The sequence below is a fragment of the Streptomyces sp. NPDC048420 genome (assembly GCF_040651535.1).
In the GTDB taxonomy this organism is placed as follows: Bacteria; Actinomycetota; Actinomycetes; order Streptomycetales; family Streptomycetaceae; genus Streptomyces.
Window position 1 is genome coordinate 329,513 of the sequence record NZ_JBEZKG010000007.1, and the last position, 14,464, is coordinate 343,976.

Sequence of the window (14,464 nt, forward strand, 5' to 3'; positions counted from 1 at the left end):
CAATTGTGCTGCGTCCGGCGGTGGACAATGGCCACGCCACAATGGCACCACCGCTCACAGCCGCACCGCACGAGGACGGGCACGACCAGGAGGCGCTCCCTTGGAGCTGAGCAGACGTACATTCAACGCCCTCGCCGGCACCACGGCGCTGGGTTTCGCGCTCAGCGGCAGCGGCGGCGAGACGACCAGGGCGTACGCCTCCCACAGTGTGCCCACCGGGCCCGCGCCGGGCCCGCCCGCCGCCGACCGGGCGCGGCACACGGTCGGTTTCGACAAGTACTCGCTGCTGGTCGACGGCCGCCGCCTGGTGCTGTGGTCGGGCGAGATGCACCCCTTCCGGCTGCCGAGCCCCTCGCTGTGGCGGGATGTCCTGCAGAAGATGCGCGCCTACGGCTTCAACGCGGTGAGCGTGTACGTCGCCTGGAACTACCACTCCCCCGGCCCCGGCCAGTACGACTTCACCGGCGTCCGCGACCTCGACCTGTTCCTGCGCACGGCCACCGAGACCGGCCTGTACGTCATCCTGCGCCCGGGCCCGTACATCAACGCCGAGGTCGACGGCGGCGGCTTCCCCGGCTGGCTCGCGGCCACGGCGGGCCGGGCCCGCACCTCCGACCCGACCTATCTGTCGCACGTCGACGAGTGGCTGACCGAGGTCAACGCCATCGCCGCCCGTCACCTGTTCACCCGGGGCACGGGCACGGTCCTGCTCTACCAGATCGAGAACGAGTACGACGCCTTCGTCGACGAGCCCCTGGGCCGCGACTACATGTCCCACCTGTACAAGAAGGTGCGCGCCGACGGAATCGACGTACCCCTGTTCCACAACGACAAGGGCAGGAACGGTTATTGGACCCCCGGGTCCTTCAACACCGGGGGCGAGGAGCGGGGTTGGCTGTACGGCTTCGACGGCTACCCCTCGCCCGGCGAAGTACCGCCGGACTGGGGGGACTTCGGTGAGGGCGGTCTGAAGGGCGGGGCCACGGCCAGTCCCAGGACGCCCGGGTTCGTCCCGGAGTTCGGCGGGGGCTGGTTCGACCCGTGGGGCGGGGTCACCTTCGGCGGCAAGGGGTACGCCGAGGCGCGGTACACCCGGGACGCGGCCTACGAGCGGCGCTTCCAGCTGACCAACCTCGCCAACGGCATCACCGTGCACAACGTCTACATGACCTTCGGCGGCACCTCCTGGGGCTGGCTGCCCGCGCCGCAGGTCTACACGTCGTACGACTACGGGGCGGCGATCGACGAGGCCCGCCGGCCGACGCCCAAGCTCGCTCCCCAGCACCAGCTGGGCCATCTCCTGCGCACCGTGCCGGACTTCGCCAAGCTGGACCGGGCGGACGCCGTCAGGGCCGAGGACGAGCGGCTGAAGGTGTACCACCTGACCAACCCGGACACCGGCTCCCATGTCTACGTCGTGCGCAACGACACCGACGCGCCGATCACGACGTCGATCCCGGACGCCGGGATCGACGTGGCGTTCACCGTCGCCGCCCATGACGCCCGACTGCTCACCACTAACCTGCAGTTGGGCACCCCCAGGCTCAAGTACGCCACCGCGCAGCCCATGATGTACCTGAAGGTCGGGCGGATGGACGTCGCCGTGTTCACGGCCCCGCACGGCGAGATGGCGCAGGTCCTGCTGGAGTACCCGGAGGAGCCGCTGGTCACCCGGGGCGACGCGGAGCCCGCGTGGAACTACGACCTCGGCGTCCTCAGGATCACCGTGCCGGTGGGCCTCGACGGGCCGGCCCGGGTGCGGGTCGAGGGCGGCGGCAGCGACACCCCGCTGCTGCTGATCTTCGCCGACGACCCCTGGTCGCTGCGGCTGTTCCCGGTGGACACCCCGACCGGGCCGGTGCTGGTGTACGGGCCGTCGATGGTGCGCGGGGCCACCCTGGACGGCGCGACCGTCCATCTGACCGGCGACACCGTCCGCGGGACGGGCATGGAGGTGTGGGGGCCGCGCGGCCTGGACCGGGTCACCTGGAACGGCCGCCCGGTGCCCACCGACGTCACCCCGATGGGCAGCCTGCGAGCCGTGATGCCTCTTACACCGGGGCAGTTCCCGATCCCCCCGGTCGGCGAGGTGCGGCTGCCCGCGCTGGGCAACTGGCGGCGCCGTGACGAGAACTTCGAGGCCCTCCCGGACTACGACGACTCCGGCTGGACGAGGGTCGACCGCACGAGCTCGTACAGCGTCACTCCGGTCCCGAAGGGGCAGCCGGTCCTCTTCGCCGACGACTACGGCTTCCACTACGGCGACGTCTGGTACCGGGCGCGGCTGACGGACGCGGACGGCCTGGAGTCGGTGTCCCTCGCCTACAGCACCGGCACACAGGGCTTGCTGATGGCCTGGCTGGACGGGGAGCCGCTGGGTACGCACCGGATGCCGGTGCCGGACAAGGACACGGCACGGAAGGGGAGTTGGGCGGCGACGGCCACCTTCGAGACACCCCCGCCCGCGGGGCGGTCGCCCCGCGTCCTGTCCGTCCTGGTCCGGCGGATGGCGCACGACATGGACGGCGGGTCCGCCGACTCCCACAAGGTGGCCCGCGGGTTGACGTCGGTCACCTTCAAGGGCGGCTCACCGAGGGCGAGTTGGCGTATCCGGGGCGAGACGGCACCCGACCCGGTGCGCGGGCCGCTCAACAACGGCGGACTGTACGGGGAGCGCAAGGGCTGGCACCTGCCGGGATTCGCCGAAGCGCACTGGGAGGACACGGAGTTGCCGCGCGCCGACCGGCGCCAGGGGGTCACCTGGTACCGGACGACGTTCCGGCTCGCTGTCGACGCCGGCATCGACGCCTCGATCGGCCTCACCCTCGACGACGACCCGGAGCGCGCCTACCGCGTCCAGATCTTCCTCAACGGCTGGAACATGGGCCAGTACGTCAACGACGTGGGCCCGCAGCACACCTTCGTCCTGCCGAACGGCATCCTGCGCACCCGCGGCACCAACACCCTGGCGCTCGCGGTGCTGTCCGACGGGACGACGGAGTCCGGGCCGGGGGACGTACGGCTGTCCCTGCTGGGGACTTCGGCCGGAGGTGTACCGGTCGCACGGGTGGACTCCCCCGGCCGCTAGCCTGATGTCCTTGAACTTTCGATCACCCGTACTTCGGAAAGGTGACCCGCGATGTCGCTGAGCCCCGGCGACCCGGAGTCCATCGGCGGCTACACACTGGTCGACCGGCTCGGCAGCGGCGGCATGGGGGTCGTCTACCTCGGCCGTTCGGAATCCGGGCGGCAGGTCGCGGTCAAGCTGGTGCACCCCGCGTACGCGCTGGACGAGGAGTTCCGCACCCGTTTCCGGCAGGAGGTGGCGGCGGCCCGCCGGGTGAGCGGGGCGTTCACCGCCCCGGTGGTGGACGCGGACCCGGACGCCCCGCAGCCGTGGATGGCGACGCTGTACGTCCCGGGCCGTACCCTCGCGGAGGTCGTGGCCCAGGACGGCCCGCTGCGCGGAACCGCGCTGCGGGTGCTCGCGCTGGGCCTCGTCGAGGCGCTGCGGGACATCCACCGGGTCGGCATGGTGCACCGGGACCTGAAGCCGAGCAACGTCCTGATGGCCGAGGACGGGCCCCGCGTCATCGACTTCGGCATCTCGTACGCCGTCGACAACGAGGCGCTCACCATGACCGGGCGGCTGATCGGCACCCCGCCCTTCATGTCCCCGGAGCAGTTCGCCGCGCCGCGCGAGGTCACCGGGGCCTCGGACGTCTTCTCACTCGGTTCCCTGCTGGTCTACGCGGCCACCGGCAGCCGCCCGTTCGACGGCAGCAGCCCTTACCTGACCGGTTATCAGGTGATGTACGAGCCGCCGGCCCTGGAGGGGGTCACGCAGCCGCTGCGCGGCATCGCCGAACGCTGCCTGGACAAGAACCCGGGCGCCCGGCCGGAACTCGGTGAACTGCATGAGCTGCTACGGGCGTTGCCGGACACCGAAGCGACGGCCGCGTCTGCCCTGCCGGTCTCGCCGGTCTCGCCCGAGTCCTCGGCTCCTCCCGGCTCCGTGGCGACCAGCCATCAGGTCTCCGGAGCGCGCCCTGCCGCCAGGCACGCGGCCCAGGACGGAACCGCAGCGGTGGCGGACGTCATCCGAGCGAGCCGGGGCGGTCGGGGCAGCCGAGGCGATCGGGGAGGCAGCGGATCCCGGCGGCGCGTCCTCGTCGGGCTCGTCGGACTCGTCGCCGCCCTGGCCGTCACCGGGCTGGGCATCGCGGCGGTGCGGGCCGGGTCGGACAGCCGGAGCGCGTCCCCGTCACCGACAGCACGGGCGACCACCTCGCCCGGGTCCACCGGCCCCGCGTCCGGCGCCGGGTCATCGCCGTCCGCGTCCGCCGCCCACGTGACGCTCCCGCCCAAACACGTGCCCTGGGACTACCAGATCGGCGGCGCCTACCCTCCGGCGGCCGGTGTCCGGGTGGTGAGCCGCAGCTACGAGGACGCGCCCGCTTCAGGGCTCTACAACATCTGCAACATCAACGCCTTCCAGGCGGAGTCGGACGAGGAGCAGGACTGGCCCGCCGACCTGCTGCTGCGCGACGCCGACGGGAAGGTCGTCCACGACACGGACTGGGACGAGGCCGTCCTGGACATCCGTACGGCCGCCAAGCGCGAGCGCATCGCCGACCGGCTGGACACCTGGATCGACACCTGCGCGGCCAAGGGCTACCGGGCCGTGGAGCCCGACAACTACGACTCCTTCACCCGCTTCCCCTCGTATCTCAAGGCCGCGCAGGCCGAGGCCCTGATGAAGCTGCTGGCGGCGCACGCCCACGCCAAGGGCCTGGCCATCGCGCAGAAGAACACCGCGGAGCTCGTCTCCGACCGCGCGTCGGTGGGCCTGGACTTCGCCGTCGTGGAGGAGTGCGCGGAGTACGACGAGTGCGGCACGTTCGCCGACGCCTTCGACGACAACGTCCTCATGGTCGAGTACACGAAGAAGGGCCTGGCCAAGGCGTGCGCCACCTGGAGCAGCACCCTCAGCGTGGTGCGCCGGGACGAGGAGGTCGTGCCCGAGGGCGCCGACGGGTTCCTGCGCGAAACCTGCTGACGCCCTCGGGGACCTGGTTCAGCTCAGCCTGATCACGTTCCAGGACAGCGGCTCCAGTACGGCGGTGAGGGTGCCGTCCTTGAGCGCGGTGCCCTCGGCCGCGTGCGGGGCGACCCGCTCGGGCTCGTCGAGGGTGTTGCGGGCGTCCGGGTCGGCGTCGGCGAGGACGCTGTGCTCGACGATGTCCGTCAAGTCGAGTCCGGTCAGGGCGACTTCGAGCGGCAGCGGGTCGGTCCGGCTGCGGTTGACCGCGAAGACGGTGACCGTGCCGTCCTCGGCGCGCACGGCCGTGGCGTGCAGGAGGTCCGTCTCGCCGTACTTCTTCGTCTCGTACGTCGGCGAGTCCACCCGTACGTCGAGGACCTCGCCGCGGCCGAACCGCGCGGCCTGGGCGAAGGGGAAGAACGTCGTCTGGCGCCAGGCCGGACCGCCGGGCTCGGTCATGATCGGGGCGATGACGTTGACGAGTTGGGCGAGGCAGGCGACGGTGACGCGGTCGGCGTGCCGCAGCAGGGCGATGAGGAGCGAGCCGAAGACGACGGCGTCCAGGACGCTGTAGTTGTCCTCCAGGAGACGGGGGGCCTCCGCCCAGTCCCGCGCGCCGGAGTTCTCGATCTCGTGCCACTCCGAGATGTACCAGACGTTCCACTCGTCGAAGGAGAGGTTGATCTTCTTCTTCGACTTCAGCTTCGCACCGATGTGGTCCGCGGTGGCGACCACGTTCTCGATGAAGGACTCCATGTCGACGGCGGAGGCCAGGAAGGAGTCGACGTCACCGTCCTCGGGCTGGTAATAGGCGTGCAGGGAGATGTAGTCGACGAGGTCGTACGTCTCCTCCAGGACCGTCGCCTCCCAGGCGGCGAAGGTCGGCATGGCCTGGCTGGAGGAGCCGCACGCGACGAGTTCGACGCCCGGGTCCATCTGGCGCATCGCGCGAGCGGTCTCGGCGGCGGTCCGGCCGTACTCCTGGGCGGTCTTGTGGCCGGTCTGCCAGGGGCCGTCCATCTCGTTGCCGAGGCACCACAGCTTGATGCCGAAGGGGTCCTTGTCGCCGTGCGCGGCACGGAGGTCGGACAGGGCCGTGCCGGCGGGGTGGTTGGCGTACTCCTGGAGTTCGAGGGCCTCGGCGACGCCCCGGGTGCCGAGGTTGAGGGCCATCATGGGCTCGGCCTGGGGGCCTATCTTCTTCAGGAAGGCGATGTACTCGGAGAGGCCGAAGCGGTTGGTCTCGGTGGAGCGCCAGGCGAGGTCGAGGCGGCGCGGGCGGTCCTCGGCGGGGCCGACGGAGTCCTCCCACTTGTATCCGGAGACGAAGTTGCCGCCGGGGTAGCGGATGGCGGTGACGCCGAGTTCGCGGACGAGGTCCAGGACGTCGGTGCGGATGCCGTCCTCGTCGGCGCTGGGGTGGCCGGGCTCGAAGATGCCGGTGTAGACGCAGCGGCCGAGGTGTTCCACGAAGGAGCCGAAGAGCCGGGGGTCGACCTCGCCGATCCTGAAGGCGGGGTCGAGGGTGAAGCGGGCGGTGGACTTGCTCATGGAGACCTTTCAGGAACGGGGTTACTTGACAACGGGCCAGTCGTGAACCCAGCCGAGGCGGTTGAGGCCCAGCTTGGGGGTGCCGTCGTCCTCTGCGTCGTAGTAGTGGTACGCCAGCCAGTCCTGACCCTTCGCCTTGAAGACCGACTCGCCTCCGGTGCCGACGTACCTGCCGTGGCCGGCCAGCAGCAGGTCGCCGCCGCCGTCGAGCAGCGGCTTGCCCGTGCTGTCGAGGTAGGGGCCCGTGATCGTGGTGGATCTTCCGACCTTGATCTTGTACGTGGAGTTCACTCCCGCACAACAGGCGTCGTACGAGGCGAAGAGGTAGTAGAAGCGACCGTGCTTCAGGATGTACGGCCCCTCGACCGCGTACGGGGCGTCGGGGCGGGTGGCGAGGTGATGGACGGTGGCGCCGGCAAGGGCCTTACCGGTGCTCGGGTCCAGCTCGACCATGCGGATGCCGGTCCAGTACGAGCCGAACGACATCCACAGCCTGCCGTCCGCCCGGATGATCGCCGGGTCGATGGCGTTCCAGGAGTCGGTGGTCTCGGAGGTGAAGACCTTGCCGTGGTCGGTCCAGGTGCCGGGGAGGCCGCTGGGGGAGGTGGCCACGCCGATCGCGGAGTGGTTGGTGCCCCAGGACGAGACCGCGTAGTAGAGCCAGAACCGGCCCGCGCGGTAGGAGATGTCCGGGGCCCAGGGGTCACCGGTGCCGTTGTACTCGTACCACCAACTCGGCGGCTCGGCGAAGGCGTTGCCCGCGTCGGTCCAGTTCCGGAGGTCCTTCGAGACGCGGGCCCCGATCACCCCACCGGTCGAATAGGCCACGTAGCCGCCCGACTTGAGGTGGATGAGGGTGGGGTCGTGAATGATCTGCTGCCCGGCGAGAGGCAGCGGGTCGGGGTAGCCGGTGTCGGCCCGGGCCGTGGTCGGCAGCAGGGCCATGAGGGCGGCGACCATGACGGCCGCGAGTCTGAGACGCGTCAACTGAGGCTCCGTGTGTGGGTGGTGGCCCGCCGGGGGCGGGTCATGACTGACGCCGCTGCACTTTGCACCGACGCCGCGCGACCGCTACGGGGGCGGGGCGGGGGGCTGCCGCCGAGGCACGGCCGCAGCGGACGGGCCCGCCGTCCTTCGGCAACCACTGACGGGCCAGACCCTCGACTCACGCAGCCGCACCCTGCCCCGCCACCGGCTGCAAGGCACAGGCCGCCGCAGCGCGGCGTGATCCAAACGCGCAGGCCAACCCCCTTCAGCGATCACTGGCCCGCCAGGCCCGTGTGGGCCACGCCCGCCACGATCCGGCGTTGGAAGAAGACGAAGACGATGATCAGCGGGAGGCCTGCCATGAGGCCGCCGGCCATCAACTGGGCCCACTGGATGCCGTAGGAATTCATGACGGTCGCGATGCCGTTCGGCATGGTCATCAGGTCGGGGTTGTTGGTCACCATGTAGGGCCACAGGAAGTTGTTCCAGGAGGCGATGAAGGTGAAGATGCCGACCGCCGCCAGGGAGGGGCGGGCCAGGGGGACGACGATCGTGAAGAAGACCCGCCAGCGGCCCGCGCCGTCGATGAAGGCCGCCTCCTCCAGTTCGCGCGGGATGCCCTGGAAGAACTTGTAGAGGATGTAGACCATCGCGGCCGGCGCGCACTGGGGAAGGATCATGCCCCAGTAGGTGTCGACCATCCCCATCTGCTGGACCGTGGTGAACAGGGGGACGCCGAGGACCGCCGGGGAGACCATCAGGCCCGACATGACCAGGCCCATCAGCACCCCCTTGCCCCGGAACTCCGTGCGGGCGAAGCCGTATCCGGCGAGGGCGCTGACCGCCAGCACGACGGAGGTGACGCAGACCGACACCACCAGGGAGTTCACGAACCAGTTGGTGACGTTGCCGGTCTCCCACAGCGCCTTCCACGCCTGGACCGTCCACACCTTCGGCAGCCAGTGCGGCGGGATCTCGGCCGCCTCCGCCTCCGACTTGAGCGAGGTGAACAGCGCCGCGGCGATCGGCGCCACGAAGACCGCGGAGACGGCGACACCGATCAGGGTCAGGACGATCTGGCTGGGGGTCCAGGAACTGCGGGGCTTGAGCCGTATCTCGGTGCTGCTCATCGGGCTCCCTCCTCACGGGTGCGCAGCAGCCACATCCGCGCCAGCGCGACGACTGCGATGATCACGAAGAAGATGATGGACATCGCGGAGGCGTAGCCCACGCGGTAACTGGTGAAGCCCTGTTCGAGGGTGTACTGGACGAAGGAGCGGGTGCTCAGTTCCGGGCCGGGGCCGAAGTCCATCATCACCACGGCCTGGTCGAAGAGTTGGAGCGAGGCGAGGATCTGGAGCGCGATCACCAGCCCGGTGATGTTGCGCAGCATCGGCAGCGTGATGTGGACCATGCGGTGCCAGGCGTTCGCCCCGTCCAGCTTCGCGGCCTCGTAGAGGTGCCCGGGGATGCCCTGGAGGGCGGCAAGGTAGAGCAGGAAGCTGAAGCCGACCGTCCACCACAGGGTCATGATGACGATGGCGAGCATGGCGTACGACTTGTCGGTCAGCCAGGGGATGGCGATCCCGAAGGTCTCGTTGATCAGACCGATGCCCTGGGTGAACAGCCACTGGAACATGTTCGCGGCGACCGTCGAGGGCAGCAGGAACGGCACGAAGAAGCACAGCCGGAACAGCCACTTGCCGCGCTCGATGTGGTGGGCGAGCATCGCGAGCAGGAAGGCGAGAACCGTGATGCACGGCACGACCAGCAGCGTGAAGTACGCGCTGTGCCCGAGCGCGTCCCACATCGCCTGGTCGTGCAGGGCCTCGCGGTAGTTGTCGAGGCCGACGAAGCTCGCGCCCTCGCCGGAGATGTTGGCGTCCGTGAAGCTGAGGTAGACCCCGCGCAGCAGCGGCCAGACCACGAACAGCACGAAGAGCACCAGGAACGGCGCGACGAACCAACCCCCGTGCTGGAAGCCCTGTTTGCGGCGCACCGTTGCCGTCGCGGTCGCGGTCCTGGCGCGTGCGCCCGTGAGAACGGTCTGAGCACTGGTCGTCATACGACCGCACCTCCCTGCGCGGCGGTCCTGCCGTCCATCGGGTTCTTCGAGGCGAGGAGCTTGGTGAGGTGTTTCTTCATCGTCTGCGCGACCGAGGCGGGCTTCGCGGAGCCCATCGTCGAGGAGACGACGACCGGGCCGAGATCCTGGGCCAGCACCCCGGTGGAGCCCGCGAACCACACCTTCGGCTCGGTGGCCTGGTGGTCCATGGCGCTGACGTACTCGTTCTGCGGGGTGAGCTTCTTGTACGCCGCGGTGGACAGCGTCGGTGTGTACGCGGGGATGTGACCGCCCGCCGCCCACTGGAGGGCGTGGGTGACGACGTACGCGGCGAGTTCGTGGGCGCCCTCGTTGGTGGCCCCGCCCCGGTTCGCCTGGTGCGGCAGGACGAAGGCGTGCGACTCGGCGTGGGTGGCCTGCTTGCCGAAGACCGGGGGCAGCGGGGTCGCGCCGTAGTCGAGCTTGGCGCCGGTGAAGACCGGCACGGACCAGTTGCCCTCCCAGGTGAAGGGGGCGCCGTTGATGAACTGTTCGCCGGTGGGGGCGCCGGGGATGACGTACCCGTCGGTGACGTGCCTGCGGAGGAACTCCAGGACCTGGGTGGCCTTGTCGGGGTCGAAGAGGACCTCGGTGTTGGCGTCGTTGAACCACTTGCCGCCGAGCTGGGTGTAGAAGGCGACGAAGAACCACCACTGGAAGTTCTGGTCGTTGGTCCACAGGCCGATCGTCTGCAGGCCCTTCTTCTGGGCGGCCTTGGCCTTCTTCAGGACGTCGAACCACTCGTCGGTGGAGGTGACCGGGATCATCCGGCCGTCGTCGCCGAGCAGGTCGGCCTTCTTCAGCACGTCCTTGCGGTAGAAGCAGAGCTGGACGTGGATGTCGAGGGGGAGGGCGTAGAGCTTGCCGTCGATGACGCCGCGCTTCCACAGCGCGGGGTTGTAGTCCTGTTCGCGCACGCCGTACTTGGCGAGCAGGTCGACGTCCCAGGGGTCCAGGAGGCGGCCGGGCGAGAAGCCGGTGACCCGGCCCATGTGCATGACACCGAGGTCGGGTGCGCGGTTTCCGGCCGCCGCCATGGCGAGTTTGGTGTAGAAGGGGTTGCCCCACTGGAGGGTGGAGTCCTTGACGTCGATGTCCGGGTTGGCCTTACGGAAGGCGTCCAGCATCGCGATCATGTTGGCGCCGTCGCCGCCGCTGAAGAGGTTCCAGTAGCGCACCCGGGTGTCCGCGCCGGAGGCGAGCGCGTCGGCGCCGGTGCCGAGAGCCGCGAAGCCGAAGCTCGCGGCGACGGTCAGGCCGCCCGCCGCGGCGAGAAGTTGCCTGCGGCCCAGGTCAGGTCGTCCCATTCCCTGCCCTAACTGTTCGAGATTTCGAATTGCGCCCGTAACTTCGAACGTGGACGCTAGACAGGAAGCGCTTTCTGGTCAATGGGGTACGCAGCAAAAAAGGATCGCGTGACGGGATGGGGCAGGGCGCGTAGTCTCGAACAGCCCGTCCTGTGGCGGCGGGAGAGTTCAGGGGGTGGGATGGACATCGCGGGCGCGCGCAGGAGTGCGGCCCGGATCGCCTCGGCGCTACGACGCACCCGTGCGACCTCGGCCATGCGCGATCTGGTCTCCCACCTCACCGCCGCGGTCCGGGCCAGACCCCGTCCCCCGGTCGACGTGCCCGAGCTGTGCCGGGCCCTGTGCCAGGAGATGAGCGCCCGCCGCGGCGGCCGGCCCGTCGATCTGCGCTTCGAGCGGTTCCCCGACGAGATCGCGGTGACCGGACTGTGGGTGGAGTTCCAGGACTTCGACCTCGTCATCGTGGAGGAGCGGGCCGAGGAGATGCAGCAACTGGTCATCCTGGGCCACGAGTTGTGGCACCTGCACGCGGGCCACACCCACCATCACGCGGCCGCCGCGAACGCCCTCGCCGGGCGGCCAGGCTGGGACGCGGTCGCCCTGACCGTGGCAGCCCGCAACGGCTCCCGGGAGGCGGACGAGGCCGAGGCCGACGACTTCGGGCACCGGCTCGCGGCCGCGTTCCGGCCCTTCGTGTCGGGCCGGGGCTCAGGCGCGCCGTCCGGCCTCGTGTCCGACCGCGACCCCGGCACCCGGCCCGGCGCGGTCCAGCGAACCCTCGGCTACCGCGGAGGCGGAGCGCGGTGACACACCCCGTGACCCACCCCCACCTGGCCGAGGGGACGCTCGGGTCCCTCACCGGACTGAGCATCCCCTTCTGGCTCCCGGGCCTGGTCCTCGGGGCGGCCCTGGCGATCAAACTGCCCAGCATCGTCAAGCTGTGGCGGGACCCGCTGCTGCGTGCCGTGGGCGGCCTGCTGCTGTTCGCCTGCGCGGTGTTCCTGTTCGCGGCGCCGAGCACCGTCGCCTGGACGAACCGGGTCACCGGCGTCCCGAACATCGCCGCGCCCTGGGTGTACTCCCTGCTCACCGCGCTCTGCGCGTCCTGGCTGCTCCTTGTCGTGCACTGGCGCGACGGCCGCAGCGAGCACCATGCCCGCACGCGCCGGGCGACCCGGTGGGTGATCTGCGTGTACGCGGGTGTGGTCGTCGCGATGTGGGTGCTGTTCGCGCTCGCCGACGTGCCCGTGGAGCGGATCCGGGACCTCGACACCTACTACGCCGACACGCCGTTCATGCGTGAGCTGATCCTGCTCTACCTGCTCGCGCACACCGTGGCCAGTCTGATCACCTCCGCACTGGTGTGGAACTGGATCCGCACCGACGGTCTCGACGCCTGGCTGCGCTGGGGGCTGCGGTTCCTCGGGATCGGCTTCGCGACGAACCTGCTCTTCAGCGCCGCAAAGCTCACGGCCGTCGTGGCCCGCTGGACCGGGCACGACCTGGACTGGCTGAACACCAACATCGCGCCGGCGGCGGCCTGCGTCGCCGCCACCCTGGTCGCGGTCGGCTTTATCGTGCCGCACGCCGGCCAGTACCTCCACGAGCGGTGGCTGGTCCGCCGCCGCCACCGCGATCTGAAGGCCCTGTCCCGGCTGATGCGGACCGTCGCGGGCAGCCGCGAGCCGCTGGCCCTGCGCGCCACCGCCGAGATGCGGCTGATCCGCCGTGAGACGTTCATCCGCGACGCGCTGCTGCAGCTGTCCCGGTTCATCGACGAGGACCTGCGCGTGCGCGCCTACGACACCGCCGTCGCCCTCGGCTTCGAGCGCGGCCGGGCCCAGGCCCTCGCCGCCGCCGTGACGATCCTGGACGCCGTCGAGGGCAGGCGGGGCTCGCCGGACGCCGTGGGCGACGGCGACCCCGACACCACGTACCTGCTCCAGGAGATCGCGGCCGTGTCCGAGGTCCTGCGCAGCCCCGACGAGATCAAGGCGGTACGCGCCCGCGCGGCCGTCCCGGCAGAGAGCATGTCCACGCATGACTGAACGTCCCGACCCCGCGAGAGTCGCCGTCGTCCTCGGGGGATCCCACACCGGCATGCTCGCGGCGGCCGCGCTGGCGGGCCTCGCCGACCGGGTGGTCGTGGTGGAGCGCGACGCACTGCCCGAGGGGCCCGCGCCCCGCAGGGGTCTGCCGCAGGCCCGGCACGCCCACATGCTGTGGTCGGGCGGGGTGAGGGCGATGGAGGACCTCCTGCCGGGCATCACCGGCACGCTCCTGGACGCCGGGGCGCGCCGGGCACCGGTCACCACCGACATGGTCGTCCACTCCGCCCACGGCTGGTTCCGGCGCTGGCCCGAGTCCCACCACGTGATCCTGGCCGGCCGGGACCTGCTGGACGCCACGGTCCGGGCCCGGGTCCGCGCGGACGAACGGGTCGAGGTGCTCGGCGACACGGAGGTCCTCGGGCTGGTCGGCGACGCGCAGGCCGTCACCGGGGTCCGGGTGCGGGCGGCCGACGGCCGCGAGTCGACCATCGAGGCGGGGACGGTCGTAGACGCGACCGGGCGGGCCTCCGGGACGCCCCGCTGGCTGGCGGAGCTCGGGCTGCCGGAGCCGGAGCGCCGCGAGGTCGACTCGGGCCTGGCGTACGCGAGCCGTCTCTACCTCGCGCCCGAGCAGGCCCGCGACGGCTTCCCCGTCGTCAGCGTCCAGCCCGACGCCCGGGAGCCCGGACCGGGCCGGTCGGGCTTCCTGCTGCCGATCGAGGAGGGCCGCTGGATCGTCACCCTCAACGGCACCCGCGGCGGCGAACCCACCGCCGCCGACGCCTCGGGCGACGACTTCGTACGGTTCGCCCGCGAGGAACTCAGACACCCGCTGATCGGCGATCTGATCGCCCGGGCAGAGCCGCTGTCCGAGGTCGCCTTCACCCGTACGACCGTCAACCGGCGCTACTTCTACGAGCGGGCGGCGGCCTGGCCGGAGAACTTCACGGTGCTGGGCGACGCGTTGGCCGCGTACAACCCGGTCTACGGGCACGGGCTGGCCGTCGGTGCCCAAAGCGCCCTGCTGCTACGGGACTTGACGCGGCGGTACGGCTTCGGCGCGACCGGGCTGTCCCGTCGGGTGCAGAAGGCGGTGGCCCGGCCGGTGGGGGCGGCGTGGGACCTGGCCACCGGGCAGGACGTGTTCTATCCGGGGGCGACGGAGGGCGGCCCGACCCTGCGGGACCGGCTCGTGGCCGCGTACGTCTCCCGACTCATGTACACGGCCACGGGGAACGGTCGGATCGCCCGCCGGGTCACCGACGTGACGTCGCTGGAGCGGCGGGCGGAGGTGCTGTTGTCGCCGACGGTGGTGCTGGCGGCTGTGGTGGGGCCGTTGAAGCCCACACTTCCCGAACCGCCTCTGACAGCCGAGGAGTTGAAGAAGGCGGGTCTTCAGTAGGCCGGAGAAGGGGCGGCC

General features: G+C 70.8%; 10 protein-coding genes. 5 read left to right on the forward strand and 5 right to left on the reverse strand.

Going from position 1 to position 14,464, the window contains the following annotated elements:
• Positions 1-100 precede the first annotated feature (100 nt).
• Entirely contained in the window at positions 101-3,088 is a 2,988-nt protein-coding gene (locus AB0D34_RS15060) for a beta-galactosidase (protein WP_362661516.1), read from the forward strand.
• Positions 3,089-3,139: 51 nt separating this feature from the next.
• Positions 3,140-5,059: an endo alpha-1,4 polygalactosaminidase gene (locus AB0D34_RS15065; RefSeq protein WP_362661518.1), complete on the forward strand. Its 1,920-nt coding sequence runs from the start codon at positions 3,140-3,142 to the stop codon at positions 5,057-5,059.
• 18 nt (positions 5,060-5,077) lie between these two features.
• Here the strand turns inward: AB0D34_RS15065 and AB0D34_RS15070 are convergent, their stop codons facing one another.
• From AB0D34_RS15070 to AB0D34_RS15090, 5 genes are all read right to left on the reverse strand, one after another.
• A complete protein-coding gene (locus AB0D34_RS15070; RefSeq protein WP_362661520.1) occupies positions 5,078-6,595 on the reverse strand; it encodes an alpha-N-arabinofuranosidase in 1,518 nt (505 codons plus the stop codon).
• Positions 6,596-6,616: 21 nt separating this feature from the next.
• The gene (locus AB0D34_RS15075) at positions 6,617-7,582 is read right to left on the reverse strand and encodes an arabinan endo-1,5-alpha-L-arabinosidase (protein ID WP_362661522.1); all 966 of its coding nucleotides are present in this window, start codon (positions 7,580-7,582) and stop codon (positions 6,617-6,619) included.
• 272 nt (positions 7,583-7,854) lie between these two features.
• Entirely contained in the window at positions 7,855-8,712 is an 858-nt protein-coding gene (locus AB0D34_RS15080; protein ID WP_362661524.1) for a carbohydrate ABC transporter permease, read from the reverse strand.
• Positions 8,709-9,647, reverse strand: coding sequence for a sugar ABC transporter permease (locus AB0D34_RS15085; protein WP_362661526.1), 939 nt, complete (start codon positions 9,645-9,647; stop codon positions 8,709-8,711). Before AB0D34_RS15085 ends, AB0D34_RS15080 begins: the two co-directional genes overlap by 4 nt.
• A complete protein-coding gene (locus tag AB0D34_RS15090; RefSeq protein ID WP_362661528.1) occupies positions 9,644-10,993 on the reverse strand; it encodes an extracellular solute-binding protein in 1,350 nt (449 codons plus the stop codon). Before AB0D34_RS15090 ends, AB0D34_RS15085 begins: the two co-directional genes overlap by 4 nt.
• A gap of 180 nt (positions 10,994-11,173) precedes the next feature.
• Here AB0D34_RS15090 and AB0D34_RS15095 point away from each other — a divergent pair, with 180 nt between their 5' ends.
• The 3 genes from AB0D34_RS15095 to AB0D34_RS15105 are packed head-to-tail and all read left to right on the forward strand — an operon-like array spanning position 11,174 to position 14,446.
• Positions 11,174-11,800, forward strand: a complete 627-nt coding sequence (locus AB0D34_RS15095; protein WP_362661530.1) for a toxin-antitoxin system, toxin component family protein — start codon at positions 11,174-11,176, stop codon at positions 11,798-11,800.
• 8 nt (positions 11,801-11,808) lie between these two features.
• Positions 11,809-13,041: an MAB_1171c family putative transporter gene (locus AB0D34_RS15100; RefSeq protein WP_362661532.1), complete on the forward strand. Its 1,233-nt coding sequence runs from the start codon at positions 11,809-11,811 to the stop codon at positions 13,039-13,041.
• Complete coding sequence (locus AB0D34_RS15105) at positions 13,034-14,446, forward strand: FAD-dependent oxidoreductase (RefSeq protein WP_362661534.1); 1,413 nt, start codon at positions 13,034-13,036, stop codon at positions 14,444-14,446. The genes AB0D34_RS15100 and AB0D34_RS15105 overlap by 8 nt, the downstream gene beginning before the upstream one ends.
• Positions 14,447-14,464: the final 18 nt, after the last annotated feature.